Origin of the sequence: Streptomyces nanhaiensis, assembly GCF_046614825.1 — a bacterium.
Taxonomy (GTDB): domain Bacteria; phylum Actinomycetota; class Actinomycetes; order Streptomycetales; family Streptomycetaceae; genus Streptomyces; species Streptomyces radiopugnans.
On record NZ_JBKJFM010000093.1, the window covers coordinates 1 to 24,227 of the forward strand.

General features: G+C 72.4%; 25 protein-coding genes, 3 tRNA genes and 1 pseudogene. 5 read left to right on the plus strand and 24 right to left on the minus strand.

All coding sequences use genetic code 11. The annotated features are described in order from the left end of the window. Positions 1 to 564, minus strand: a 564-nt coding sequence (locus ACLIYP_RS19455; RefSeq protein WP_412714431.1) for a DAK2 domain-containing protein, incomplete at its 3' end; no start/stop codon positions are given. A gap of 280 nt (positions 565 to 844) precedes the next feature. Here ACLIYP_RS19455 and rpmB point away from each other — a divergent pair. Beyond that, positions 845 to 1,030 (plus strand): 50S ribosomal protein L28, encoded by a 186-nt coding sequence (gene rpmB, locus ACLIYP_RS19460; RefSeq protein ID WP_093662092.1) that lies wholly within the window; start codon positions 845 to 847, stop codon positions 1,028 to 1,030. A gap of 172 nt (positions 1,031 to 1,202) precedes the next feature. On the opposite strand, the gene thiD is transcribed toward rpmB, so the two are convergent. Further along, the gene (thiD, locus tag ACLIYP_RS19465) at positions 1,203 to 2,033 is read right to left on the minus strand and encodes a bifunctional hydroxymethylpyrimidine kinase/phosphomethylpyrimidine kinase (RefSeq protein WP_412714415.1); all 831 of its coding nucleotides are present in this window, start codon (positions 2,031 to 2,033) and stop codon (positions 1,203 to 1,205) included. Between the two features lie 123 nt (positions 2,034 to 2,156). Next, positions 2,157 to 3,101, minus strand: coding sequence for a thiamine-phosphate kinase (locus ACLIYP_RS19470; RefSeq protein ID WP_412714416.1), 945 nt, complete (start codon positions 3,099 to 3,101; stop codon positions 2,157 to 2,159). Between the two features lie 248 nt (positions 3,102 to 3,349). Here ACLIYP_RS19470 and ACLIYP_RS19475 point away from each other — a divergent pair, with 248 nt between their 5' ends. Continuing rightward, complete coding sequence (locus tag ACLIYP_RS19475; protein WP_093662086.1) at positions 3,350 to 3,583, plus strand: Lrp/AsnC family transcriptional regulator; 234 nt, start codon at positions 3,350 to 3,352, stop codon at positions 3,581 to 3,583. Between the two features lie 20 nt (positions 3,584 to 3,603). Further along, positions 3,604 to 4,113, plus strand: a complete 510-nt coding sequence (locus tag ACLIYP_RS19480) for a DUF3515 domain-containing protein (RefSeq protein ID WP_412714417.1) — start codon at positions 3,604 to 3,606, stop codon at positions 4,111 to 4,113. Between the two features lie 72 nt (positions 4,114 to 4,185). On the opposite strand, the gene ACLIYP_RS19485 is transcribed toward ACLIYP_RS19480, so the two are convergent. Genes ACLIYP_RS19485 through ACLIYP_RS19495 form a run of 3 tightly spaced genes read right to left on the minus strand, consistent with a single transcriptional unit; the run spans position 4,186 to position 7,243 of the window. Beyond that, on the minus strand, positions 4,186 to 5,352 hold the full coding sequence (locus ACLIYP_RS19485; protein ID WP_412714418.1) for a D-alanine--D-alanine ligase family protein: 1,167 nt from the start codon (positions 5,350 to 5,352) through the stop codon (positions 4,186 to 4,188). Positions 5,353 to 5,390: 38 nt separating this feature from the next. Continuing rightward, the gene (locus tag ACLIYP_RS19490) at positions 5,391 to 6,392 is read right to left on the minus strand and encodes an NAD(P)H-dependent glycerol-3-phosphate dehydrogenase (RefSeq protein WP_412714419.1); all 1,002 of its coding nucleotides are present in this window, start codon (positions 6,390 to 6,392) and stop codon (positions 5,391 to 5,393) included. Further along, on the minus strand, positions 6,389 to 7,243 hold the full coding sequence (locus ACLIYP_RS19495) for a lysophospholipid acyltransferase family protein (protein WP_412714420.1): 855 nt from the start codon (positions 7,241 to 7,243) through the stop codon (positions 6,389 to 6,391). Before ACLIYP_RS19495 ends, ACLIYP_RS19490 begins: the two co-directional genes overlap by 4 nt. A 145-nt stretch (positions 7,244 to 7,388) precedes the next feature. On the opposite strand from ACLIYP_RS19495, the gene cofC reads away from it, so the two are divergent. Beyond that, a complete protein-coding gene (cofC, locus tag ACLIYP_RS19500) occupies positions 7,389 to 8,051 on the plus strand; it encodes a 2-phospho-L-lactate guanylyltransferase (protein WP_412714421.1) in 663 nt (220 codons plus the stop codon). Here cofC and ACLIYP_RS19505 read toward each other — a convergent pair. The 5 genes from ACLIYP_RS19505 to leuC all read right to left on the minus strand — a co-directional run bounded on the left by ACLIYP_RS19505 (position 8,023) and on the right by leuC (position 11,782). Beyond that, positions 8,023 to 8,280, minus strand: a complete 258-nt coding sequence (locus ACLIYP_RS19505; RefSeq protein ID WP_412714422.1) for a hypothetical protein — start codon at positions 8,278 to 8,280, stop codon at positions 8,023 to 8,025. The genes cofC and ACLIYP_RS19505 overlap by 29 nt on opposite strands. A gap of 191 nt (positions 8,281 to 8,471) precedes the next feature. Beyond that, the gene (locus tag ACLIYP_RS19510) at positions 8,472 to 9,107 is read right to left on the minus strand and encodes an HU family DNA-binding protein (protein WP_412714423.1); all 636 of its coding nucleotides are present in this window, start codon (positions 9,105 to 9,107) and stop codon (positions 8,472 to 8,474) included. Between the two features lie 125 nt (positions 9,108 to 9,232). Further along, positions 9,233 to 9,493: an SCO5555 family protein gene (locus ACLIYP_RS19515; RefSeq protein ID WP_412714424.1), complete on the minus strand. Its 261-nt coding sequence runs from the start codon at positions 9,491 to 9,493 to the stop codon at positions 9,233 to 9,235. 262 nt (positions 9,494 to 9,755) lie between these two features. Next, positions 9,756 to 10,349: a 3-isopropylmalate dehydratase small subunit gene (leuD, locus tag ACLIYP_RS19520; protein WP_412714425.1), complete on the minus strand. Its 594-nt coding sequence runs from the start codon at positions 10,347 to 10,349 to the stop codon at positions 9,756 to 9,758. Positions 10,350 to 10,357: 8 nt separating this feature from the next. After that, positions 10,358 to 11,782 (minus strand): 3-isopropylmalate dehydratase large subunit, encoded by a 1,425-nt coding sequence (leuC, locus tag ACLIYP_RS19525; protein ID WP_412714426.1) that lies wholly within the window; start codon positions 11,780 to 11,782, stop codon positions 10,358 to 10,360. A 152-nt stretch (positions 11,783 to 11,934) separates the two neighbouring features. Here leuC and ndgR point away from each other — a divergent pair, with 152 nt between their 5' ends. After that, positions 11,935 to 12,654: an IclR family transcriptional regulator NdgR gene (gene ndgR, locus ACLIYP_RS19530; RefSeq protein WP_093662066.1), complete on the plus strand. Its 720-nt coding sequence runs from the start codon at positions 11,935 to 11,937 to the stop codon at positions 12,652 to 12,654. Positions 12,655 to 12,771: 117 nt separating this feature from the next. Here the strand turns inward: ndgR and ACLIYP_RS19535 are convergent. The 13 genes and pseudogenes from ACLIYP_RS19535 to ACLIYP_RS19595 all read right to left on the minus strand — a co-directional run. Further along, positions 12,772 to 12,844 (minus strand) — tRNA-Glu (locus tag ACLIYP_RS19535). A gap of 26 nt (positions 12,845 to 12,870) precedes the next feature. Continuing rightward, positions 12,871 to 12,943: transfer RNA gene (locus tag ACLIYP_RS19540), tRNA-Glu, on the minus strand. A 24-nt stretch (positions 12,944 to 12,967) separates the two neighbouring features. Continuing rightward, positions 12,968 to 13,039 (minus strand) — tRNA-Gln (locus ACLIYP_RS19545). An 845-nt stretch (positions 13,040 to 13,884) separates the two neighbouring features. Then, positions 13,885 to 15,378 carry a glutamate--tRNA ligase gene (gene gltX, locus ACLIYP_RS19550; protein ID WP_412714427.1) on the minus strand — a complete coding sequence of 498 codons (1,494 nt, stop codon included), beginning with the start codon at positions 15,376 to 15,378 and terminating at the stop codon, positions 13,885 to 13,887. After that, on the minus strand, positions 15,371 to 16,153 hold the full coding sequence (locus tag ACLIYP_RS19555) for a fumarylacetoacetate hydrolase family protein (protein ID WP_412714428.1): 783 nt from the start codon (positions 16,151 to 16,153) through the stop codon (positions 15,371 to 15,373). Before ACLIYP_RS19555 ends, gltX begins: the two co-directional genes overlap by 8 nt. A 198-nt stretch (positions 16,154 to 16,351) precedes the next feature. Then, entirely contained in the window at positions 16,352 to 16,930 is a 579-nt protein-coding gene (locus ACLIYP_RS19560; protein ID WP_165869416.1) for a GTP-binding protein, read from the minus strand. Then, entirely contained in the window at positions 16,911 to 17,513 is a 603-nt protein-coding gene (locus tag ACLIYP_RS19565) for a DUF742 domain-containing protein (protein ID WP_412714429.1), read from the minus strand. The genes ACLIYP_RS19560 and ACLIYP_RS19565 overlap by 20 nt, the downstream gene beginning before the upstream one ends. Before the next feature lie 112 nt (positions 17,514 to 17,625). Further along, complete coding sequence (locus tag ACLIYP_RS19570) at positions 17,626 to 18,039, minus strand: roadblock/LC7 domain-containing protein (RefSeq protein ID WP_026057603.1); 414 nt, start codon at positions 18,037 to 18,039, stop codon at positions 17,626 to 17,628. Positions 18,040 to 18,049: 10 nt separating this feature from the next. Then, complete coding sequence (locus ACLIYP_RS19575; protein ID WP_412714430.1) at positions 18,050 to 21,238, minus strand: nitrate- and nitrite sensing domain-containing protein; 3,189 nt, start codon at positions 21,236 to 21,238, stop codon at positions 18,050 to 18,052. A 370-nt stretch (positions 21,239 to 21,608) separates the two neighbouring features. Next, positions 21,609 to 22,208, minus strand: a complete 600-nt coding sequence (locus tag ACLIYP_RS19580) for a GTP-binding protein (protein ID WP_410536266.1) — start codon at positions 22,206 to 22,208, stop codon at positions 21,609 to 21,611. Continuing rightward, complete coding sequence (locus ACLIYP_RS19585; RefSeq protein WP_101255539.1) at positions 22,189 to 22,602, minus strand: DUF742 domain-containing protein; 414 nt, start codon at positions 22,600 to 22,602, stop codon at positions 22,189 to 22,191. Before ACLIYP_RS19585 ends, ACLIYP_RS19580 begins: the two co-directional genes overlap by 20 nt. Before the next feature lie 66 nt (positions 22,603 to 22,668). Continuing rightward, the gene (locus tag ACLIYP_RS19590) at positions 22,669 to 23,082 is read right to left on the minus strand and encodes a roadblock/LC7 domain-containing protein (protein ID WP_026057603.1); all 414 of its coding nucleotides are present in this window, start codon (positions 23,080 to 23,082) and stop codon (positions 22,669 to 22,671) included. A 9-nt stretch (positions 23,083 to 23,091) separates the two neighbouring features. Then, positions 23,092 to 24,227 (minus strand): annotated as a pseudogene (locus ACLIYP_RS19595) (hypothetical protein); the annotation flags it as partial.

Sequence of the window (24,227 nt, forward strand, 5' to 3'; positions counted from 1 at the left end):
CGGGAGCTGCCCGGGGGTGGCCGCCAGGGCCGCGCGGGCCGCGGACCAGGCGGCGCGGGCCACCGCGGCGCAGTCCCCGGCGGCGTCCGCCGCCGCGCCGGCCGCGGCGGCCGCCACGGTGAGCACGGTGCCCTCCACCGGATGCGCGACCGCGGCCCGTGCCGCGGCCGCGGCACGGACCAGCGCGCGCCGCAGCGGCTCCCCGTCGTCCCGGCCGTCCCCGTCCGCCCCGCACGTCCCGGCTCCGGCGGCCTCGGCCTCGCCGATCTCCTCGGCCATGCCGCGCAGCAGCTGCGCCAGGATCGTCCCGGAGTTGCCGCGTGCGCCGATCAGCGCGCCGTGCGCCATGGCCCGCACCGCCTGGGCCGGGGTGGGCTCCCCCGCGCAGGCGGCCTCGACGGCCCGGGCGGCGGACTCCACGGTCAGGTAGAGGTTGGTGCCGGTGTCGGCGTCCGCGACCGGGTAGACGTTGATCGCGTCGATGGTCTCGCGGGCGCGGCCCAGCGCGTCGAGCGCCTGGGCGCTCCACTCCCGTACCGCGGCGGCGTCGAGCGGGTGCGGCACGGACACGGACGGGCCTCCTGGGGGCTTGCGGCCGGGCGGCCGGGAAGGACATCTGCGACGGGCGAAGGCTAGTGCCCGGCGCGGTCCGCGGCCGGGGGTGGGGCCGGGGCCGCGGTGCGGGGCCGTGGTAATTTCGTGGTCCGGACGGGGGCGAGGTATGCTTCCCCGGTTGCCCGACCCGCTCGGGCTCTATCCAATTCCCTGGCAGTGCCGGTCATCCTCTGATCCTGCCGACGCCGGGATTTCACTGTAAGTGCATCTGAAGTCTTTGGAGTGACCCGTGGCTGCCAACTGCGACGTCTGCGGCAAGGGGCCGGGCTTCGGCAACAACATCTCGCACTCGCACCGCCGTACGTCCCGCCGTTGGAACCCCAACATCCAGCGGGTGCGTGCGATGGTCGGTCGGACGCCGAAGCGGCTCAACGTCTGCACCTCGTGCATCAAGGCCGGCAAGGTCTCGCGCTGAGCGCATGACCTCTCCCCCGCCGCGCGGCGGGGGTGATCCGGTCTCGCGCTGACGCAACGCCCAGCGCGGCCACTTTGCCGGTTGCGCCGGAAGGCCGGTCCACCTCGGGTGGACCGGCCTTCCGGCGTTGCGGGCCTCCGGCCGCCCGCCCGGCGGCCGGCCGGAAAGGCTCTCAGGCTCGGGCCTCCTCCTGCGGAGTCTCCCGCTCCAGCAGCCGCCAGCCGTGGTCCACGGGCCCGATCCCGCCGCCCAGCGCGAAGCCCGCGGCGATGGCGCCCGTCACGTACTCCTTGGCGTCGGCGACCGCCTCCGGGACAGGGCGTCCCCTCGCCAGTCCCGCGGCGATCGCGGCGGCCAGGGTGCAGCCGGTTCCATGGGTGTGGCGGTTGTCGTGGCGGGGCGCGCGCAGCCAGTGCTCGGCGGTGCCGTCGGTGAGCAGGTCCACCGCGTCCCCGCCGTCCTTGAGGTGGCCGCCCTTGATCAGCGCCCATCGCGGCCCGTACGCCAGCACCGCCTCCGCCGCGCGCGGCAGATCGGCCTCGTGCTCCACCCGTACGCCGGTGAGCTGGGCGACCTCGTCCAGGTTGGGGGTGGCGACGGTGGCCCTGGGCAGCAGTTCGGCGCGCACCGTCTCCAGGGCCTCGGCGGCCAGCAGCGGGTCGCCGTGCTTGGAGACGCCGACGGGGTCGACGACCACGGGCGCGGTGAGGCCGTCCAGCAGGCCGGCGACCGTCGCGACCAGTTCGGCGGTGGCCAGCATGCCGGTCTTGACCGCCTGCACCCCGATGTCGTCCACGACGCTGCGGAACTGCTGCCGCACAGCCTCGGCGGGCAGTTCCCAGGCGCCCTGCACGCCCAGGGAGTTCTGCGCGGTGACGGCGGTGAGCACGCTCATCCCGTGGGTGCCGAGCGCGAGCATGGTCTTCAGGTCGGCCTGGATGCCCGCTCCGCCGCCGGAGTCGGACCCGGCGACGGTGAGGACGCGCGGTGGTGGTGTACGCATGCCCGCAGCCTAAGCCGCCCCGCCCCGGTGCCCGTCCGCCGGGCGGCTCGCGCCCGTGTCCGCGGCAACCGTCAACTGAGCAGCCCCCTCGGCGAGCGGCCGGGCCCGCAGGAGCGGCGGGGGTCAGTCCCCGAAGTGGTCCCAGCCGCCGGCCCGGTTCCACGGGGCGCCGTCCACCGTGACCTGCGGCGCGGCCGAGGGGTGCAGCACCTCGCCGATGCGGCGCCAGCGGGCGGGGAGCTTGGCGTCCGCGGGGAAGGTGGCGACGATCGCGTGGTCCTCGCCCCCGGTGAGCACCCACTGCAGCGGGTCGACGCCCACCGCCTGCCCGATGTCGGACATCTGGGCGGGGATGTCGAGGGCCGACGAGCGGATGTCGATGCGGACCTTGCTGGCGTCGGCGATGTGCCCGAGGTCGGCGACGAGCCCGTCGCTGACGTCCGTCATCGCCGTCGCGCCCAGCTCGGCCGCCGCCGGGCCCGCGTGGTAGGGCGGCTCGGGGCGGCGGTGGGCCTCCACGAAGGCCCGCGGCGAGCGGAAACCGCGGGCGAGCACCGAGTACCCGGCGGCCGACCAGCCCAGCCAGCCGGTCACCGCCACGACGTCACCGGGCCGCGCCCCGGACCGGGTGACCGGCTCGCGTCCGTGCAGGTCGCCCAGCGCGGTGATGGCCACCGTGATGGTCTCGCCGCGCACCACGTCCCCGCCGACCACGGCCGCGCCCGCGACCTGGCACTCGTCGTGGAGGCCGTCCATCAGCTCGGTGGGCCAGGTGGCGGGGAGTTCGGCGGGTACGACCAGGCCGAGCAGCAGCGCGGTGGGCTCGGCCCCCATGGCGGCGATGTCGGCCAGGTTCTGCGCCGCGGCCTTGCGGCCGACGTCGTAGGCGGTGGACCAGTCGCGCCGGAAGTGCCGCCCCTCCAGCAGCAGGTCGGTGCTGGCCACCACGCGCCGGTCGGGCGCGGCGACCACGGCCGCGTCGTCGCCCGGGCCGATCCTTACGGCCGGCGTGGGGGTGATCCGCGAGGTCAGCTCGCGGATCAGTCCGAACTCCCCGAGCTCCCCCACGGTACGGCCGGGGGTCCTGGGGGCGCCCCCAGGGAATCCAGGGGGAGGCTGCCCCCCGGGAGAACTCAGCATCGTCGTGCCCCTTCGTCAGTGCGCTCGAACGGTACCGCCGCGGCCGTCCGTGCGGCCCCCCGCGTCACCGTCCCGCCGCGCCCGCCCGCGGTCCGGGTCTCCCCGGCGGCAGGGGCGACGCGGTACCGTGGCGTCCCTTCTCCCCACATGATCCTCGTAGCCGCCCTGGAGGTTCCGTGGTACAGGCGTACATCCTGATCCAGACTGAGGTCGGCAAGGCGTCGTCCGTCGCCGAGGTCGTCGGCGCGATCCCGGGAGTGGTCCGGGCCGAGGACGTGACCGGTCCCTACGACGTGATCGTGCGGGCCGAGGCCGACACGGTGGACGACCTGGGCCGCATGGTGGTGGCCCGCATCCAGCACGTGGAGGGCATCACCCGTACCCTGACCTGCCCGGTCGTGCATCTGTAGCTCCCCCGTATGCTCGCCCGGTGAGCTTCCCGCCCCGCCGGTCCCTGCCGTCCGCCCTCCGTGGGCCCGCCGCCGTGCTCGCCGTGCTCGCCGCGGCGGCCGGCTGCGCGTCCGGCGGCGACCGCCCCGGTCCGCCCGTGCCGAGCCCGACGGGCGCGGCCGCCGGCGTCTGCCGTGAGCTGTACGACGCGCTGCCCGAGGAGGTGGACGGGCAGCCCCGGCGCGAGATCGAGCCCGAGACGCGGTTCGCCGCCGTGTGGGGCGATCCCGCGATCGAACTGGGCTGCGGAGTACCGCGGCCCGAGGTCCTCACACCCGGCAGTGAACACTACAACCCCGCCACCGAGACGGTGGAGGTGAACGGGGTCTCCTGGCTGCTGGAGGAGCGGGACGGCGGCCACCGGTTCACCCTCTTCGGACGCGAGGTCTTCGTCCGGGTGACGGTCCCCGACGCGTACGCGCCCGAGGTCAACGCCCTGGTCGACCTCGCCGGCGCTGTGCGGGAGACCGTCCCGGAGAAGCCTCTGTGACGTCCCGGCGCGCCCGCCCCGGGCCCGTACTCCCCTCACGGGCCCGCTCCCCGCGCCGACGAGGCGGCCGGGTCAGCGCAGGCCGGTCGGGCGGCGCAGGGCGGCCCTGATGAGGCGGTCGACCAGTTCGGGATAGCCGACTCCGCTGGCCTCCCACATCCGCGGGTACATGGAGATGGGCGTGAAGCCGGGCATCGTGTTGATCTCGTTGATGACGAACTCGCCGCTGTCCAGCAGGAAGAAGTCCGCGCGGACCAGGCCCTCGCAGGAGGCCGCGTCGAAGGCGCGCACCGCCAGCTCCTGGACCTCGCGGGTCTGCTCCCCGGTCAGCGGGGCGGGCACCAGGCCCTCGGCCGAGTCGATGTACTTGGCCTCGAAGTCGTAGAAGTCGTGGGCGGTGGCCGGCGGGATCTCGGCCGGGAGGCTGGCGCGGGGGCCGTCCTCGAACTCCAGGACCCCGCACTCGATCTCGCGGCCGCGCAGCAGCGACTCGACGATGATCTTGGGGTCGTGGCGCCGCGCCTCGGCGATCGCCTCGTCCAGGCCCGCCAGGTCGTCGACCTTGGTGATGCCGAAGGAGGACCCGGCCCGGGCGGGCTTGACGAAGACCGGCCAGCCGTGGTCGGCGGCGAAGTCCACGATCCTCTTCCGCGCGGCCTTCTCGTCCTGCTCCCACTCGCGCGGCCTGACCACCGTGTAGGGCCCGACGGGCAGCCCGAAGGAGGTGAAGACCCGCTTCATGTACTCCTTGTCCATGCCGACCGCCGAGGCCAGCACGCCCGAGCCGACGTAGGGCACTCCGGCCAGGTCCAGCAGGCCCTGGAGCGTGCCGTCCTCGCCGTACGGGCCGTGCAGCATGGGGAAGACGACGTCGACCTCCCCGAGCACCTTGGGCACCGAGCCCGGCTCGCTGTAGACGACCTCGCGGTTGTGCGGCTCGAAGGGCAGCAGCACGGAACCGGTGTCGGACTCGGCGAGCTGCTCCACGCTCGGCAGCGCGCGGTCGGCGATCGCCATGCGCTCGGGGTCGTCGGCGGTCAGCGCCCAGCGGCCGTCGGCGGTGATGCCGATGGGCAGGACGTCGTAGGCGCCGCGGTCGATGGCGCGCAGTACGGCGCCCGCGGTGACCACGGAGATCCCGTGTTCGGAGCTGCGGCCGCCGAAGACGACGGCGACGCGCGGCCGCCGGCCGGCCGGCGGGGGCGTCTGGGGGCCTGGGGAGAAGGACTGGCTGCTCATATCCGGGCGAGATTACCTGACGTGACGGTGGTGGGCGTTCAGCGGCGCTCGGCCTTGGCGCTGCGCGACATCAGTTCCTTGAGGGCGACCAGCGGCGGCTTGCCGTCGTGGACGATGTCGACCACGGTCTCGGTGATGGGCATGTCGACGTCGTGCCGCCGGGCCAGGTCCAGCACCGACTCGCAGGACTTGACGCCCTCGGCGGTCTGCCGGGTCGCCGCGACGGTCTCCGCCAGGGTCATGCCCCTGCCGAGGTTGGTGCCGAAGGTGTGGTTGCGCGACAGCGGCGAGGAGCAGGTGGCGACCAGGTCTCCCAGGCCCGCCAGACCGGCGAAGGTGTGCGCGTCGGCGCCCATGGCCAGGCCGAGCCGGGTGGTCTCGGCCAGACCGCGGGTGATCAGCGAGGCCTTGGCGTTGTCTCCCAGGCCCATGCCGTCGGCGATGCCGACCGCCAGCGCGATGACGTTCTTCACCGCCCCGCCCAGTTCGCAGCCGACGACGTCGGTGTTGGTGTAGGGGCGGAAGTAGGGGGTGTGGCAGGCTGCCTGGAGCCCGCGGGCCACCTCCTCGTCGCGGCAGGCGACGACGGAGGCGGCGGGCTGCCGCTCGGCGATCTCGCGGGCCAGGTTGGGGCCGGACAGCACGGCGATCCGGTCCGGGCCGGCACCGGCGACCTCCTCGATCACCTCGCTCATCCGCTTGGCGGTGCCGAGTTCGACGCCCTTCATCAGGGAGACGAGCACGGTGTCCGGCGGCAGCAGCGGCCGCCACGCCGAGAGGTTTCCCCGCAGGGTCTGGGAGGGTACGGCCAGCACCGTGAACCGGGCCCCGGACGCGGCCTCGGCGGGGTCGGTGGTGGCGCGCACGGCCTCGGGGAGGACGACTCCCGGCAGGTAGTCGGGGTTGGTGCGGGTGGTGTTGACCGCCTCGGCCAGCTCCGCGCGGCGGCCCCACAGGGTCACCTCGCAGCCGGCGTCGGCGAGCACCATCGCGAAGGCGGTGCCCCAGGATCCGGTGCCGTAGACGGCGACTCGCGTCACGCGCTCTCTCCCTCGGCTGCCGCGCGGCCGACGGTGTTCCGGCCGACGGCGTTCTCCTCGCCGGCGCCGCACCCCGCGGGCGCGGGCGCGGGCTCGCTGCCCGCGGCCGCCCTCACGGCGGTCCCGCGACGGCCCTGCGCGAGCGCCCGGCGGCGGTCGTAGCGCTGGGCGGGCGCGGGCTCGCCGCGCACCTCGGCCAGCAGTTGCGTGATCGCGTCCATTATGACGTCGGTGACCTCGCGCAGCAGTTCCGCGGTGGGTTCGCGGTCGTAGAACCGCGACAGGTCGAGGGGCGGCCCGGCCAGCACCGTCAGCGTCCTGCGCGGGAAGAACCGGATCTTCTTGATCCCCGCGTACGGCGGCACGGCCTCGTTGGCGCCCCACTGCGCGACGGGGATGACGGGCGCCTTGGTGAGCAGGGCGACGCGGGCGGCGCCGGTCTTGCCCTCCATCGGCCACATGTCCGGGTCGCGGGTGAGGGTGCCCTCGGGGTAGAACGCCACGCACTCGCCCCTGTCGATCGCCTCGACGGCGGCGCGGAAGGCGCTCACCGCGTCCGCGGTCTCGCGGTAGACGGGGATCTGCCCGGTGCCGCGCATCACCGCGCCGACGAATCCGCCCTTGAACAGGGAGTTCTTGGCCAGGAAACGGGGGACTCGGCCGGTGTTGTACTGGTAGTGGGCGTAGGAGAGCGGGTCCAGATAGGAGTTGTGATTCACCACGGTGATGAATCCACCCTCTTCAGGAATATGCTCCATTCCGCGCCAGTCCCGCTTGAACAGCACCACCAGGGGCGGTTTCGCCAAAACCGCGGCAAAGCGGTACCAGAAGCCGATTCTGCGGCGGGACACCCGGACACCATCTCCTCTTGCCTGCTGCGGCACACGCGCCGCCGGGAACAACCGCACAAGTGTCGCCCCGGGCCGTCGCCCTGTCGAGCACACCGTAACCCCGCAAGGCCCCGGGCGGCTCCGGCGGTGGGCGAGAATGGTGCCGATGCATCGCGACGACACGGCGCAGGCCGCGGCGGCCCGGGGCTGGACCCTGGTGGTGCCCCTCAAGCCCCTGGCGCTGGCGAAGAGCAGGCTGGCCCCGGCGGCCGGGAGGGAGCCGCGGTCCGGACTGGCCCTGGCCTTCGCCCAGGACACCGTCGCCGCGGCGCTGGACTGCCCGGCGGTGGAGGATGTGGTGATCGTCACGGACGACCCGCGCGCGGGGGCGGAACTGGCCGCTCTGGGGGCGCGGATCGTGCCGGACGCGCCGGGGGCCGGGCTGAACGCCGCGCTGGAGCACGGTGAGGCGGTCGTACGGTCGGGGCGCCCCGGCGCTCCGGTGGCCGCGCTGAACGCCGATCTGCCCGCGCTGCGCCCCGCGGAGCTGGCCCGGGTGCTGGACGCGGCACGGGCGCACCGCCGGGCCTTCCTGGCCGACGCGGCCGGGGTCGGCACCACGCTGCTCGCCGCGTCCGGCGGCGCCCTGGCCCCGGCCTTCGGGGGTGCCTCGCGCGCCCGTCATCTGCGCTCCGGCGCCGTGGAGATCACGCTGTCCGGGGTGGACAGCGTCCGGCGCGACGTGGACACCGGTGCGGACCTGGCCGCGGCGCTGGCCCTGGGAGTGGGCCCGCACACGCTCAGAACGTCTGCAGCGTCACCAGCGTGATCCGGCGCCGCCCGCCCTCGGCGCCGGCCCCGTTCTCAGCCCCGGTCCCGGTCCCGGTCTCGGTCTCGGTCTCGGTCTCGGTCTCGATCCGCACCCGCTGGCCCGGGCGCAGCAGCCGCAGACCTCCCGCGTCGAACGCCTCGGCGCCGAAGGGGAGGGGCGTGCCGTCGTCGAGGAGCACGCTGCCGCTGCGGGTCGCGGGGTCATAGGTGTACGCGGTGGCCTGCATGGCGCCGAGCCTAGACGAGCCGGGCGGCCGGGCAGGGCGGACGGGGCGGACGGGAGCGCGACCCGCCCGGCCCGGCCGGGCGGTGGCGCGGAAGGGCCGGGCGCTCACGGCCCGCGGCCCCTGGACGGACCGCGGGCCGGGCTCCCCTGGAGTCCGGCCCGGCGCGGTCACCGCATGTCCGTGCGCCCGGTTCACTTCCCGCGGTTCGCCGCCCTCTTGCGCGCCGAGGTCCTGCGGCCGGGTGCCTTCTTGGCCGGCGCCTTCTTGGCGACTGCCTTCCCGGCGCTCTTCTTGCCCGTCGTCTTCTTGGCGGTGGCCTTCTTCGCCGCCGTGGCCTTCTTCGCCGGAGCCGCCTTCTTGGCCGTCGTCTTCTTCGCGGTGGTCTTCTTGGCCGCCGCCTTCTTCGCCGCCGCCGTGGCCTTCTTCGCCGGAGCCGCCTTCTTGGCCGCGGCCTTCTTGGCGGCCGCCTTGCGGGTGGTGGCGCCGGTCCCGCCCGAGAGGCTGCCCTTGGGAGCCTTCTTCACGGCCACCTCGCCGCCCTTGGGGAGTTTCTTGGCGCCGCTGACCAGGTCCTTGAAGCCCTGGCCGGCACGGAAACGCGGAACGGAGGTCTTCTTGACCCTGACGCGCTCGCCGGTCTGCGGGTTGCGGGCGTAGCGGGCCGGACGCTCCACCTTCTCGAACGAGCCGAAACCGGTGACCGAGACCCGGTCGCCGGCCACGACCGCACGGACGATCGCGTCCAGCACCACGTCGACCGCGTCGGCGGCCTGCTGTCGTCCGCCGAGCTTGTCGGCAATTGCTTCAACGAGCTGCGCCTTGTTCACGTCTTCCCCTTCGGAGGCATTGCCGGAACGAATCTGTCCGAGCTTTTTCGCACGTTAGGCAGATATTCACCGCAAATCAAACGCGAAACGTGCGAATCACCCTTGTGTCGCAACGAAATAGACCATCACGCACTTCGATCCGCGCGCCGGTCTTCCCGTTCTCCGGGGAAGAGGCCGTTACCCGCCTCGATGTCCTGCACCAGTCGCTCCAGCCGCCGGGCCGCGCCGGCCAGGTCGTGCTTCGCGACGGCCGTGACGGCGAGGAGCCTGCGGGAGAGCGCCGCCCGTACGTCGTCGGGCACTTGCAGCGCGCGCACCGCGGCGTGCGCCTCCTTCAGGCGGACGGCGACGAGGTCGTAGAGGGGGAGTTGACCGTCGCTTTCCATGTTCCGATTGTGCCATTGGAGGTGAGTTGTCATCCCGGTCGGCCCCAACACGCCGCGGGCGGACACGTACGGGTGAGGCAACTGCGCGGCACAGGAAGGAACTTGCTCCCTCTCCTCCCCCTGTTCCCCGTGTTCCCGCCCGTACGCCCGAGCGCCCCCGGCTCGTGGAGCCGGGGGCGCTCGAAGGGGGTGCGCGGCGGACGTCCGCCGCACCGGGCGGATGCCGGACGTCAGGGCGTCAACGCCTCAGGACGTCAGCGCGTCAGGCCGGGAGCGTCTGCGGTTTGAAGGAGGGGCGCTTGGCCTCGTAGGCGGCGATGTCCTCCTCGTGACGCAGGGTGATGCTGATGTCGTCCAGCCCCTCCAGCAGCCGCCAGCGGGCGTTCTCGTCCAGCTCGAAGTCCGCCTCGACGCCGGGCGCGGTGACCTTGCGCTCCACGAGGTCGACGGTGATCTCGGCCGTCGGGTCGGCCTCCGTCAGCTCCCACAGCGCGTCCACGGTCCGCTGCGGCAGGACGACGGTCAGCAGGCCGTTCTTCAGCGAGTTGCCGCGGAAGATGTCGGCGAAGCGGGAGGAGATCACGGCCTTGAAGCCGTAGTTCTGCAGCGCCCAGACCGCGTGCTCGCGCGAGGAGCCGGTGCCGAAGTCGGGTCCGGCCACCAGCACGGTGGCGCCCTGCCGCTCCGGCCGGTTGAGCACGAACTCCTCGTCCTTGCGCCAGGCCTCGAACAGGCCGTCCTCGAAGCCGTCGCGGGTGACCTTCTTCAGCCAGTGCGCGGGGATGATCTGGTCGGTGTCGACGTTGGAGCGGCGCAGCGGGACGGCGCGGCCGGTGTGGGTGGTGAAGGCTTCCATGGCTTTCCTCAGACTCCCGCGAGCTCGGTTGCGTCGGACAGGTCGGCGGGCGAGGCCAGGTGGCCCAGGACCGCGGTGGCGGCGGCCACCTGCGGGGAGACCAGATGGGTGCGGCCGCCCTTGCCCTGCCTGCCCTCGAAGTTGCGGTTGGAGGTGGACGCGGCGCGCTCGCCGGGCTTGAGCTGGTCGGGGTTCATGCCCAGGCACATCGAGCAGCCCGCGTGCCGCCACTCGGCGCCGGCCTCCGTGAACACCTTGTCCAGGCCCTCCTCGACGGCCTGGAGCGCCACCCGTACCGAGCCGGGCACCACCAGCATCCGCACCCCGTCGGCGACCTTCCGGCCCTGGAGCAGGGCGGCGGCCGCGCGCAGGTCCTCGATGCGGCCGTTGGTGCACGAGCCGACGAACACGGTGTCCACGGCGATCTCGCGCAGCGGCTGCCCTGCGGTCAGCCCCATGTACTTCAGCGCGTTCTCGGCGGCCAGCTTCTCGCTGGGGTCGGTGAAGGACGCCGGGTCCGGCACGCTCTCGCTCAGCGGCGCGCCCTGGCCGGGGTTGGTGCCCCAGGTCACGAACGGCGCCAGCTCGGACGCCTCGATGACCACCTCGTGGTCGAAGACGGCGTCGTCGTCGGTGCGCAGGGTCCGCCAGTACTCCACGGCCGCGTCCCAGTCGGCGCCGGCCGGCGCGTGCTCGCGCCCGGCGAGGTAGGCGAAGGTGGTCTCGTCCGGGGCGATCATGCCCGCGCGGGCGCCGGCCTCGATGGACATGTTGCAGATGGTCATCCGCGCCTCCATCGACAGCTTCTCGATGGCCTCGCCGCGGTACTCGATCACATAGCCCTGCCCGCCGCCGGTGCCGATCCGGGCGATGATCGCCAGGATCAGGTCCTTGGCGGTCACCCCCTCGGGCAGCTCGCCGTTGACCGTGATCGCCATGGTCCTGAAAGGCGCCATCGGCAGGGTCTGGGTGGCCAGGACGTGCTCGACCTGACTGGTGCCGATGCCGAACGCCAGCGCGCCGAAGGCGCCGTGCGTGGAGGTGTGGCTGTCGCCGCAGACCACCGTCATGCCCGGCTGGGTCAGTCCCAGCTGCGGTCCCACGACGTGGACGACACCCTGCTCGACGTCGCCCAGCGGGTGCAGCCGCACCCCGAAGTCCGCGCAGTTCTTGCGCAGCGTCTCCAGCTGGGTGCGCGAGACGGGGTCGGCGATGGGCTTGTCGATGTCGAGGGTGGGGGTGTTGTGGTCCTCGGTGGCGATGGTGAGGTCGGTGCGCCGCACCCGGCGCCCGTTCTTGCGCAGCCCGTCGAACGCCTGGGGGCTGGTGACCTCGTGCAGCAGGTGCAGGTCGATGAAGAGGAGGTCGGGCTCGCCTTCCGCGCGCCGGACGACGTGGTCGTCCCAGACCTTCTCCGCGAGTGTCCGTCCCATCGCTTTCCCTCCGACCGGCCGCACTGCCGGCCTCGTCTCGACATCCGTGCCGCCGTCTCCGCACGGGCGGGGTGGCGACTGTCACCCCAGCTTGGCGGGTTCCCGGGGAAATTGAACTTGCGTTTCGTAATGTGAGACGCGAATATCGTTGCATGGACAACTCTAGCGGCGTCGGCGTACTCGACAAGGCGGCTCTGGTATTGAGCGCTCTGGAGTCCGGTCCGGCCACCCTCGCCGGGCTGGTCGGAGCGACCGGGCTCGCGCGCCCCACGGCGCACCGGCTCGCGGTGGCACTGGAACACCACCGCTTCGTGGCCCGCGACATGCAGGGCCGTTTCATCCTGGGTCCGCGCCTGGCCGAGCTGGCCGCCGCCGCGGGCGAGGACAGGCTGCTCGCCTCGGCGGGTCCGGTGCTCACGCACCTGCGCGACGTCACCGGTGAGAGCGCCCAGCTCTACCGCCGCCAGGGGGACATGCGCATCTGCGTCGCCGCGGCGGAACGGCTGTCCGGACTGCGGGACACCGTGCCGGTCGGCTCCACCCTCCCCATGAAGGCCGGCTCCGCGGCCCAGGTCCTGATGGCCTGGGAGGAGCCGGAGCGGCTGCACCGCGGACTGCAGGGCGCCCGCTTCACGGCGACGGCCCTCTCGGGTGTGCGGCGGCGCGGCTGGGCCCAGTCCATCGGCGAACGCGAGCCCGGTGTCGCCTCGGTCTCGGCTCCGGTACGCGGCCCGTCCAACCGCGTGGTGGCCGCGGTGTCGGTCTCGGGCCCGATCGAGCGCCTGACCCGCCACCCCGGCCGGATGCACGCCCAGGCGATCGTGGAGGCCGCCGGCCGCCTCACCGAGGCGCTGCGCCGCAACGGGGGCTGATCACCGGAAGGACCGGGGCCCGGCCGCCGGGCCCCGCCGGGGCGACGCGGACACGAGTGGAGACGCAGGCGCAACGGGAAAGGCCCTCCGCCGAAGCGGAGGGCCTTTTCTCGTCCGTACCCCCGACCGGATTCGAACCGGCGCTACCGCCTTGAGAGGGCGGCGTGCTAGGCCGCTACACAACGGGGGCCCCAGCAGCGGTCTCGAAGGACCGAGTACCCCCGACCGGATTCGAACCGGCGCTACCGCCTTGAGAGGGCGGCGTGCTAGGCCGCTACACAACGGGGGCTTGGATCTCGCTGGGAAGATCGCGCTGGGGTACCAGGACTCGAACCTAGACTAACTGAACCAGAATCAGTCGTGCTGCCAATTACACCATACCCCACCGGAACTCAAGCTCTTGCGGAACTTTCGTCCTGGTGACCGCCTTGCGTCTCCGGCCTTTCGGCCCGTTCCGCCTGGCGACGGGAAGAACATTACCCGATCGAAGCCCGTGCTCCAAAACGAGTTCCCGCCGGGTCGCCGGCGGCCGGAAACACCCGCCACCGGCACCACTCCCGTACGGAACGTGACCACGACGGCCGCTTCGGGCACATCGGTTCACGCCCGGGCGATCACCACCGGCCACCGGCCCGGCAGGTAACGGCCCCGGCCCGCCACTCCCCCGCCGCGCGCAGGTGGCCGTCGTCGAGTTCCGCCCCGGGACGGATGCGCGCGCAAGTGTCGCCCTCCCCGACGCGTTCGGCCTTCCCCGCTTCCGCGGCGGCCCTTGTCTCCTGCCCTCCGGCCGGATCTCCGCCCGGACCGTCTTGCCCGGTCCCCGGCGAGGGGTGACCGTCCAGCGGCTGGAGAGCCGGGAGACGGGCCACGGACCGCGGCCCGTCTCCGCGTCCGGGGCGCGGCCCTGCGCTGCGGGATCACCGGAGCCCGGGGTCATGTCTCCGCGGGAATCGCTGCTGTACACCGAGAAGTTGCCGGGAAAGGCATGGTCGTGGAGCAGGCCGCAGCCGGCCGGCTCGTCCGGGTGAGGAGCGGTCGGCGGGGCCGAGGGCGGCGGTGCGCGGAGGTCGCCGCCACCGGGGCCGCCCACGTCCGCGACACCGGGGACACCGCCCGCGAGGCCCTGTCCGCCGCCCCGGGCCCCGTGGCCGCTCCTTCGGGAACGGCCGCAGTCGTTGACGCCCCCCGCTCCCGGCGCGAACACCGGGAACGGGGGGCGTCATGGACGGCTCACGCCTGTGCGGCGGCGGCCTCCAGCCTGGCCAGGGCGGCGTCCACGCGGGACAGGGTCCGCTCCCGCCCCAGGACCTCCAGGGACTCGAACAGGGGCAGCCCGACGGTGCGTCCGGTGACGGCGACGCGGACCGGGGCCTGGGCCTTGCCGAGCTTGAGCCCGTGCTCCTCCCCGGCGGCCAGGACGGCCGCCTTGAGGGCCTCGGCGTTCCACTCCGCCTCGGCGAGCTTGGCCCGCGCGGTGCGCAGCAGGGCGTCCGCGCCGGGCTTCATGGCCTTGTTCCAGGCCGCCTCGTCCTCCACCGGCTCGTCCAGGAAGAGGAAGTCGACGTTGGCGGTGATGTCCGACAGGACCGTGAGGCGGGTCTGGGCCAGCGGGGCCAGCGCCTCGAAGGCGGCGCGGTCGAAGCTCTCGGGCGTCCACGGTGCGTGCGGGGCGGTCAGCCACGGCTCGCAGCGGGCGATGAACTCCTTGGTGTCCAGGTCCCGGATGTGGACGGCGTTGATGGCCTCGCACTTCTTGAGGTCGAAGCGCGCGGGGTTGGCGTTGACGTCGCCGATCTCGAAGGCGGCGACCATCTCCTCCAGGGAGAAGATGTCGCGGTCCTCGGCGATCGACCAGCCCAGCAGGGCCAGGTAGTTGAGCAGGCCCTCGGGGAGGAAGCCGCGCTCGCGGTAGAGGTTGAGCGAGGACTGCGGGTCGCGCTTGGAGAGCTTCTTGTTGCCCTCCCCCATCACGTACGGCAGGTGCCCGAACCGCGGGATGCTCCCGTTGCCCACGCCGATCTCCGCCAGCGCCCGGTACAGCGCGATCTGGCGGGGGGTGGAGGAGAGCAGGTCCTCTCCGCGCAGGACGTGGGTGATCTCCATCAGGGCGTCGTCGACCGGGTTGACCAGCGTGTACAGCGGGGCGCCGTTGGCGCGGACGATGCCGTAGTCGGTGACGTTCTCCGGGGCGAAGGTCAGCTCCCCGCGGACCAGGTCGGTGAAGGTGATCGTCTCGTCCGGCATCCGGAAGCGGACGATCGAGGCGCGGCCCTCGGCCTCGTACGCGGCCTTCCGCTCGTCGGTGAGGGTGCGGCACTTGCCGTCGTAGCCGGAGGGCCTCCCGGCCGCGCGGGCGGCCTCGCGGCGCTCCTCCAGTTCCTCGGCGGTGCAGTAGCAGCGGTAGGCGTGGCCGGCATCCATCAGCTTCCGCGCGACGTCGGCGTAGACGTCCATGCGCTGCGACTGCCGGTAGGGGGCGTACGGGCCGCCGACCTCGGGGCCCTCGTCCCAGGTCAGGCCCAGCCAGCGCATCGAGTCCAGCAGCAGCTCGTAGGACTCCTCGGAGTCGCGGGCCGCGTCGGTGTCCTCGATGCGGAAGACCAGGGTGCCGCCGTGGTGCCGGGCGAACGCCCAGTTGAACAGGGCGGTGCGGACCAGGCCCACATGGGGGTTGCCGGTCGGCGAGGGACAGAACCGTACGCGTACGTCAGATGCGCTAGCCACGCTTGATCACCTTGTTGGTGAGAGTGCCGATGCCTTCGATGGTGACGGCGACCTCGTCGCCGACGTTGATGGGGCCGACGCCCGCCGGGGTGCCGGTGAGGATGACGTCCCCGGGGAGCAGGGTCATCGCCTCGGTGATGTGGACGACGAGGTCCTCCACCGAGCGGACCATCTGGCCGGTGCGGCCGAGCTGGCGCTGCTCGCCGTTGACCGTGCACATGACGGCCAGGTCCGCGGGGTCGACGTCGGTGACCACCCACGGGCCCAGCGGGCAGGAGCTGTCGAAGCCCTTGGCCCGGGCCCACTGGGACTCGGTGCGCTGGACGTCGCGGGCGGTGACGTCGTTGGCGCAGGTGTAGCCGAGGATCACGTCCGCCACCCGCTCCCGGGGCACCTGGCTGCACATCCGGCCGATGACCACGGCCAGCTCGGCCTCGTGGTGCACCTCGCGGGAGAAGGAGGGGTAGACGATCGGGTCGCCGGGGCCGATCACCGAGGTGGAGGGCTTGAAGAACGCGACCGGCACCTCGGGGACGTCGCCCCCCATCTCCGCGGCGTGCTCGGCGTAGTTGCGGCCGATGGCCACCACCTTGTTCGGCAGCACGGGCGGCAGCAGCCGCACCTTGTCCAGGGGGACCCTCCTGCCCGAACGCTCGAACTCGGCGAAGGGATGGCCCTTGATGATGTCGAGGACGAGGCCGTCGCCGCTGGTGGCGTCCCCTTCCACGACTCCGAACGCGACGTTGCCGTCGATGGAGAATCTGGCGATGCGCACGGGTGGTGCTGCCCCTCGTTGATCGCGGGTGGGAGATGACACTCAAGGGTAAGCCCCGCACACTCGCGGTGTGCGGGGCCCTGCCGTGCGCATGTGTGGAGGTGTGGTTCCCGGGTAGCGATGGGAAGCGGGGAGGAGAGCCTCCCGGCCGCCCGGCGCGGACGTGTTCGGGCCCGGACGTGTTCAGCGCAGACGTGTTCAGCGCAGACGTGCCATGAGCGCGTGCTCGACCAGCGTGATCAGCGCGCTCTTCGCCTCCGCCCGGTGCCGCGCGTCGGTGGTGATGATCGGCGCGTCCGGACCGATCTGCAGCGCCTCGCGCACCTCGTCCGGCGTGTACGGCTGGTGCCCGTCGAACCCGTTCAGCGCGATCACGAACGGCAGACCCGAGTTCTCGAAGTAGTCCACCGCCGGGAAGCAGTCCGCCAGCCGGCGGGTGTCCACCAGCACCACCGCACCGATCGCACCGCGCACCAGATCGTCCCACATGAACCAGAACCGGTCCTGGCCCGGCGTACCGAACAGGTACAGGATCAGGTCCTGGTCCAGCGTGATGCGGCCGAAGTCCATCGCCACCGTGGTGGTGGTCTTGTCGGCGGTGTGCGTCAGGTCGTCGATTCCGGCGGACGCGGCGGTCATCACGGCTTCGGTGCGCAGCGGGTTGATCTCCGACACGGCGCCCACGAAGGTCGTCTTGCCCACGCCGAACCCGCCCGCCACCACGATCTTCGCGGAGGTGGTGGAGCGGGTTGCACCGCTAGAGCTTGCGAAGTCCACTGAGCACCCTTTCGAGCAGTGTCACATCTGGCTGGCCACCGGGCTCGCTGCTGCTGCCCGGCTGGTGAATGGCGACGAGGCCGGCCTCGGCCAGGTCGGCCACGAGGATACGGGCGACGCCCAAGGGAATGGAGAGAAGTGCGGAGATCTCGGCAACCGATTTGATCTCGTAACACAGATGGCAGATCCGCTGGTGCTCCGGGAGCTGCCCCTGGAGCTGTGCGGGCTGCGCGGTGGTGTGCACCAGCGCCTCGATGGCGAGCTGGTAGCGCGGCCGGGTACGGCCCCCGGTCATGGCGTACGGCCGCACCAGCGGCGACGAACCGCCGCCGCCGTCGGACGCCGACCTGGCTCGGCGGGGCCGCGGGGGCTCCTCCGCCTGCCTCTGGTGGGGAGGCTGCGGAGGGTGGGGCTGCTGAGGCTGCTGGTACTGGGGGTACTGCTGCGGCCCGGGCTGGGAGTGGGGTTCCTGCCACTGCTGCCCGCTGGGGGCGGAGGGGAAGTTGTAGCGCTTCATGGGCGGGTCGTGCTGCGGGTGAGACTGGTGCTCACCGCCGTAGGGACCGCCTGGGGGTGTTGCCACGTCTCCTCCTCCACTGCCTGATGTCACTCGGGCCGCCGTCTTCCGTGTGCCGCTAGCCCACCGCGTCCCCGCACCTTATGGCGCGGAGACGCGATACGCACGGCCTGTATTGCTAGTTGAGCAGACTTCCCTGCAGTTCGGCGCGGAGGTCGGGTGTCAGCACCGTACCCGCGCGATCCACCAGCAGGGCCATCTCGTACCCGACCAGACCGATGTCCGCCTCCGGATGCGCCAGCACCGCCAGCGACGAACCGTCCGAGATCGACATGATGAACAGGAACCCCCGCTCCATCTCCACCACCGTCTGGTTCACCGCACCCCCCTCGAAGATGCGCGACGCACCGGCGGTCAGCGAGGTCAGCCCCGACGCGACCGCCGCCAACTGATCGGCACGATCCCGCGGAAACCCCTCGGACATGGCCAGAAGGAGGCCGTCGGCGGAGACCACCACCGTGTGCGACACCCCCGGGGTGTTGTCCACGAAGTTGGTGATCAACCAGTTCAGGTTCTGCGCCGCCTGGCTCATCGGGCTCACACTAACGCTCCTGATCGTAGGTGCTGCCGGGGCCGAAGCCCGGTCGGTCATTCTGGGTGTTGTCCGAGCCGCCCGCGGTGCGTCCCCGCCGGACGCCGCGGTGCAGGTTACTCAACCTGCCGCGGACGTCCTCCGGGTTGCGGGAGACCTGGGCCCCCTCCTGGGGTGTCTGCTCCGCGGCGCCCTCGACCAGGTTGGCCCTGGGCACGCGGCGGGGCAGACCGGAGGGGGTGACTCCGCCGGCCTTGGGGTCGCGGAGACCCTCCGCACGCTGCCAGCGCTCGTCGTTCGCCGTGCGCCAGCCGGAATCGTCGGAACGATCCGCCTGCCGGGGCACCTCCGGAGATTCCGCTTGCGGCTGGTACTGCGGGGCCGGGACTTCCTCGGACTGCGGCCTCCGCGGCTCCCGGCGCGGGAGTCCTGCGCCGGTCACAGTGGGGGAAGCGTCCGAAGTCTGCCCCGGTCGATCGAAGCCTACGCGTTCCCGGCCGTCTTCGGGAGCGCTGGGGAAGGATTCCGCTTCCGTATTCCGGACGGACCCCTGTCCGGCGCCGTAGCCGTTCCCGTCATAGCCGTTCCCGTCGTACCCGGCTCCGTAGTCCGGCCGGTACTCCTCCTGGTACCCCTGGCCGTACCCGCCGTCCTGCCGGTACTGCTGCCCGTACTCGCCCTGGTACCCCTGGCCGTACCCGGCCTCCTGCCCGTAGGGGGCGGCCTCCGGGAATCCGGCCTGCGAGCCGTACTGGCCGGTCTGCTCGGGGTCGTAGGGGGCCTGCTGGGGGGCGTACCGCTCCTGGGCGTTAGGCCCGTCGCCGTAGTCGCCGTCCTGCCGCTGGTACTGGGACTGGGGCTGCTGGGACTGGGACTGCTGGGACTCCAGCGCCGCACGCCGCTCCTCGCGCGTCAGCGAACGCCCGACCGGGTCGAGCCGGGAGTCGTCCTGCGAACCGGCCTGGGAACCGTAGCGGGAGTCGTCGAAGCCCAGATCGGCGGCGGAGAGCTGCCGCTGCTGGTCGTGGTGCGCGGACTGGGCCGCGTTCGGCTGCTCCGGGACGATCCGGGAGACGGTGAAGTCCTCCTCGACCTCGTCCTGGCCGCCGCCACCGTGCGTGATCTCCTCCGGGAGCATGACCAGCGAGGTGGTGCCCGCCTGCTCGCCGGAGGGGCGCAGCTGGACGCGGATGCCGTGCCGGCTGGCCAGCCGGCCGACCACGAACAGGCCCATGCGCTGGGAGATGGCCGCGTCCACCGTCGGCGGGTTGGCCAGCTTGTGGTTGATGTCGGCGAAGTCCTCGGGGGTCAGACCGATGCCCTTGTCGTGGATCTCGATCATCACCCGGCCGTCGGGCAGCCTGGTCGCGGTGACCCGGACCTTGGTCTGCGGCGAGGAGAACGAGGTGGCGTTCTCCAGCAGCTCGGCCAGCAGGTGCACCAGGTCGGTGACGACGGCGCCGTGGATCTCGCTCTCGGAGACGCCGGACAGCTCGATGCGCTCGTAGTCCTCCACCTCGGAGGAGGCGGCGCGCAGCACGTCCACCAGCGGCACCGGCTGGGTCCAGCGGCGGCCGGGCTCCTCGCCCGCGAGGACCAGCAGGTTCTCGCCGTTGCGGCGCATACGGGTCGCCAGGTGGTCCAGCTTGAAGAGGTTCTCCAGCTGGTCCGGGTCGGCCTCGTTGTTCTCCAGGTCCGTGATGAGGGCGAGCTGGCCCTCGATGAGGCCCTGGTTGCGGCGCGAGAGGTTGGTGAAGATGGCGTTGACGTTCCCCCGCAGCAGCGCCTGCTCGGCCGCGAGGCGGACCGCCTCGCGGTGGACCTGGTCGAAGGCGCGGGCGACCTCGCCGATCTCGTCGCGGCTCTTGATCGGGATGGGCTCGACGCGGGTATCGACCTTGCCCGGGTCGGTGCGGGAGAGCTGGTCGACCAGCATCGGCAGCCGCTGCTGGGCGACGTCGAAGGCGGCGGTGCGCAGCCTGCGCATGCTGCTGCTCATCGAGCGGGCCATCATGCCGGCGATCACGAAGGCGATCACCAGGGCGGCGAGCACGATGACGGAGTTGACGATGGCGTCCCGCTTGGCGTCCGAGGCGATCTCGGCCGTCTCGTTCACCGCCCGGTCGGTGAGCTGCTTCTCCACCTCGCGGTAGGCGTTGAACTTGGCGGTGGCCGCTGTGTACCAGTTCTCGGCGGTGACGCCGCCGGCCCGCAGCTTCTGGGGGGAGGTCCCGGCGGCGATGGCCTGGATCATCTTGTCGGTCGCGGGCGGGGCGGTGAAGTCCCGTCCGGCGGCCTCGGCCTCCTCCTCGGCCTCGGCGAGCCGCTCACGGGCGTCCTCACCGGCCTTGGCCATCTCCTCCTGCAGCAGTTCCCAGTCCTCCGGGGAGGAACCGCCGCGGTACTCCTCGACGGCGATGTTCTCCAGGTACGCGTAGGAGCTGAAGGCGGTGAGCTGGCGCTGCCTGTCCGCCGCGCCCGGACCGGGCTTGATCAGCAGGTGGGTGCCGATCGAGCGCTGCAGGGACTCGGCGGCCTTGGAGAGGGAGGCGGCGTAGACGCTGCGGCCGTAGGAGGTGATGTTGCCGGTGCCCAGGCCCAGTTCGTTGGAGAACTCCATCAGCGGGTGCTGGACCTGGACGTAGCCCTCCTCGGTCTCCACGCCCTTCAGCCGCTCGGTGTAGGCGGCCTGCCGCAGCTCCTCCAGCTTCGGCTCGACCTTCTGGAAGGCGGCGAGTCGGCGTTTGAGGTTCTCGTGGTCGGGCATCTGGTCGACGCGGCGGTAGAACTCCTCGCGCGCGGCGTCGGTGACCCCGCGCACCTCCTGGATCACCGGGTCCTCGGTCTTGCCCTGCAGCAGCGGCGCGGCGGTGCGGTCGCGCTCGTCGATCAGGGCGTGGCCGTACGTGGCGGCGGCGCGGACCAGTTCCGCGGTGCGGTTGGCCTCCTCCGCCTCGTTCAGCGTGTCCAGGGAGTCCTGCACCCGGAAGCCGCCGAAGACCAGGGCGACGAGCACGGGGATGAGGAGAATGGCGTTCAGTCTGGTGGCCACACGCCAGTTGCGCACCGCGAACCGGCCGCCGCTGCCCGACTCCCCGCCGTTTCCGGGCAGGTCGGAGTGCGCCTCCACGGCGCGCTGCGGCGGCGTGAAGTTGCCACGCGGCTCCCCGGTCGGGGAGCTCGGATTGCTTCGCCTCACTCGACCAAACCTCTCGGCTTCAGCCCATCGTCTTCGATGAAACCGTAACTACTGCTGAGTTCAGCGAATTTCAGCACGGCAGGCAGAGGCTTTCCAAACACCTGGACCAGTGGCGAACCACACGCGGGCACCGGGGAGGAAAAGGGCATATGGCCCACAGGTTCACGAAAGGCTGAAATTTTGTACGCGCTGGGGAACGGGCCGCTCGCGGCGAGTGGCATCCGCTCCGCAATTCTCTGTCGAAACGTTATGAAGACCGGGACGGAACGGGCACGGGGCCCGGTCCGTCCCGGCTACTGATCCATAACCCGCTGTCGCCGTCGGCGACTTGGGTGATCCGGGCGGCCACCGTACGCAGCCGGTGCCCGGATCAGCGCAGACGCGCCAGGAGCGCGTGCTCGACCAGCGTGATCAGCGCGCTCTTCGCCTCCGCCCGGTGCCGCGCGTCGGTGGTGATGATCGGCGCGTCCGGACCGATCTGCAGCGCCTCGCGCACCTCGTCCGGCGTGTACGGCTGGTGCCCGTCGAACCCGTTCAGCGCGATCACGAACGGCAGACCCGAGTTCTCGAAGTAGTCCACCGCCGGGAAGCAGTCCGCCAGCCGGCGGGTGTCCACCAGCACCACCGCACCGATCGCACCGCGCACCAGATCGTCCCACATGAACCAGAACCGGTCCTGGCCCGGCGTACCGAACAGGTACAGGATCAGGTCCTGGTCCAGCGTGATGCGGCCGAAGTCCATCGCCACCGTGGTGGTGGTCTTGCCACCGGTGTGCGTCAGGTCGTCGATTCCGGCGGACGCGGCGGTCATCACGGCTTCGGTACGCAGCGGGTTGATCTCCGACACGGCGCCCACGAAGGTCGTCTTGCCCACGCCGAACCCGCCCGCCACCACGATCTTCGCGGAGGTGGTGGCACGCGGCGAGGAGGCCCCGTAGGCGGCCTGCGGGCTAGAGCTTGCGAAGTCCACTGAGCACCCTTTCGAGCAGTGTCACATCCGGTGCGCCACCGGGCTCGCTGCTGCTGCCCGGCTGGTGGATCGCCACCATCCCGGCCTCGGCCAGGTCGGCGACGAGGATACGGGCCACGCCCAGGGGTATCGCGAGCAGCGCCGAGATCTCCGCCACCGACTTGACCTCCTGGCACAGGTGGCAGATCCGCTGGTGCTCCGGGAGCAGACCCATGAGCTGCGCCGGGTCGGCTGTGGTGCTCACCAGCGCCTCGATGGCGAGCTGGTAGCGCGGCCGGGTACGGCCCCCGGTCATGGCGTACGGCCGCACCAGCGGCTGGTCGCCCTCACCGCCGTACGGCGCGTGGTCGTTCAGGCCACCGTACGGACCGGGTGAGGCGGGCGGCGGGGTCATGGCTCCTCCGAGCGAGGCATGTGGTCGACGATGCGGACTGTAGTGCTCGTGTGGGGGGAGCGTGGACTAGTTGAGCAGACTTCCCTGCAGTTCGGCGCGGAGGTCGGGCGTCAGCACCGTACCCGCGCGATCCACCAGCAGGGCCATCTCGTACCCGACCAGACCGATGTCCGCCTCCGGATGCGCCAGCACCGCCAGCGACGAACCGTCCGAGATCGACATGATGAACAGGAACCCCCGCTCCATCTCCACCACCGTCTGGTTCACCGCACCCCCCTCGAAGATGCGCGACGCACCGGCGGTCAGCGAGGTCAGCCCCGACGCGACCGCCGCCAACTGATCGGCACGATCCCGCGGAAACCCCTCGGACATGGCCAGAAGGAGGCCGTCGGCGGAGACCACCACCGTGTGCGACACCCCCGGGGTGTTGTCCACGAAGTTGGTGATCAACCAGTTCAGATTCTGCGCCGCCTGGCTCATCGGACTCAACTAACGCTCCTGCTGGTAGGTGGGGCCTGTACCGCGGCTGCCGCCGGCCTGGCCGCTTCCGGCCTGCCGGCCCTGCTGGATGCCCCGGCGGAGATTGGTCAGCCGGCCGCGTACGTCGTCGGGCGCGCGCGAGACCTGCGGGCCGGTCGGTGTGGACGGCCGCTGCTGCGCGGTGCCCGCCACGAGGTTGGCACGCGGCACGCGGCGGGGCAGACCGGAGGTGGTGACCCCGCCGGCGGCGGGCTGGCGGAGCTGTTCGGCCCGGCGCCAGCGCTCGTCGTTCGGGGTCTCCTGCCACCCGGCGGCGTCACCGGATCCGCCGGTGGACTGCCGCTGGGGCGCCGGCCGGGCGGGCCTCTCGGACCGCTGCGGGGCTGCCGGGCCGGACGCCCCCGGCGACGGGGGCGGGGGCTGGGACTCGCCCGACGACGCGGTCGCCGGAGCCTGCTGGGCGGCCTGCCGGGCGCTGAACCAGCTCGACTCCATCGACTCGAAGATCGGCGTGCGCTCGTCCGAGCCCGTCGCGGCCGGGCTGCTGCCGGGCAGTTCGTAGGCGGAGGACTCGCGGGCGGTCGAGGCACCCTGCCGGGGGACGGCGTACTGGCCGGTGTCCTGCGGGCTCTGGGGGGCCTGGGGGCTCCGGGGGACCGGATACTGACCGGTCTCCTGGGGACCGCGCGGGAGGGCGTACCCGCCGGTGTGCTGCGGGTCCTGGGGCCGGGGGTACTGACCGGTGTCCTGCGGACCGCGCGGGTCGCCCTGCGGCTCCACACGCGGAAGCTGGGCGGTCTCGCCGGGCCCGGCGGGCTGCTGCGGATACGCGCCGGGACCGCCCGGGCGGGCGAACTCCGAGGTGCTCTCCGCCTCCTCGTGACCGCGCGGCGCGTCGGGGGCCCCGTAACGGCCGGACGCCCGCTCGCCGCGGCCGTCGGCCCAGCTGGGGCGCCGCTCGCCCGATCCGGCGGGCAGTTCGCCGGCGGAGGCGCCGTCCTCCTGCCCCGGCGACCCCCCCCCGCCGATGTCTGCGAGGCGTGTTCCCGCCACGGTGTCACGCTGCTGTACGGCGTGCCCACCTCCTACGCCCAGCTGGTCGCGGAGGGCGACCCCGCGTCCCTGCGGACGGTCCGTGCCGCGGT

What these genes read in the sequence shown, in the direction of transcription:
- thiD (WP_412714415.1), bottom strand. Translation starts at nt 2,033, where the DNA reads ATGCGTACACCACCACCGCGCGTCCTCACCGTCGCCGGGTCCGACTCC.
- ACLIYP_RS19485 (WP_412714418.1), bottom strand. Translation starts at nt 5,352, where the DNA reads ATGAGCAGCCAGTCCTTCTCCCCAGGCCCCCAGACGCCCCCGCCGGCC.
- cofC (WP_412714421.1), top strand. Translation starts at nt 7,389, where the DNA reads ATGCATCGCGACGACACGGCGCAGGCCGCGGCGGCCCGGGGCTGGACC.
- ACLIYP_RS19505 (WP_412714422.1), bottom strand. Translation starts at nt 8,280, where the DNA reads ATGCAGGCCACCGCGTACACCTATGACCCCGCGACCCGCAGCGGCAGC.
- ACLIYP_RS19515 (WP_412714424.1), bottom strand. Translation starts at nt 9,493, where the DNA reads ATGGAAAGCGACGGTCAACTCCCCCTCTACGACCTCGTCGCCGTCCGC.
- leuD (WP_412714425.1), bottom strand. Translation starts at nt 10,349, where the DNA reads ATGGAAGCCTTCACCACCCACACCGGCCGCGCCGTCCCGCTGCGCCGC.
- leuC (WP_412714426.1), bottom strand. Translation starts at nt 11,782, where the DNA reads ATGGGACGGACACTCGCGGAGAAGGTCTGGGACGACCACGTCGTCCGG.
- ndgR (WP_093662066.1), top strand. Translation starts at nt 11,935, where the DNA reads ATGGACAACTCTAGCGGCGTCGGCGTACTCGACAAGGCGGCTCTGGTA.
- ACLIYP_RS19570 (WP_026057603.1), bottom strand. Translation starts at nt 18,039, where the DNA reads ATGAGCCAGGCGGCGCAGAACCTGAACTGGTTGATCACCAACTTCGTG.
- ACLIYP_RS19585 (WP_101255539.1), bottom strand. Translation starts at nt 22,602, where the DNA reads ATGACCCCGCCGCCCGCCTCACCCGGTCCGTACGGTGGCCTGAACGAC.
- ACLIYP_RS19590 (WP_026057603.1), bottom strand. Translation starts at nt 23,082, where the DNA reads ATGAGCCAGGCGGCGCAGAATCTGAACTGGTTGATCACCAACTTCGTG.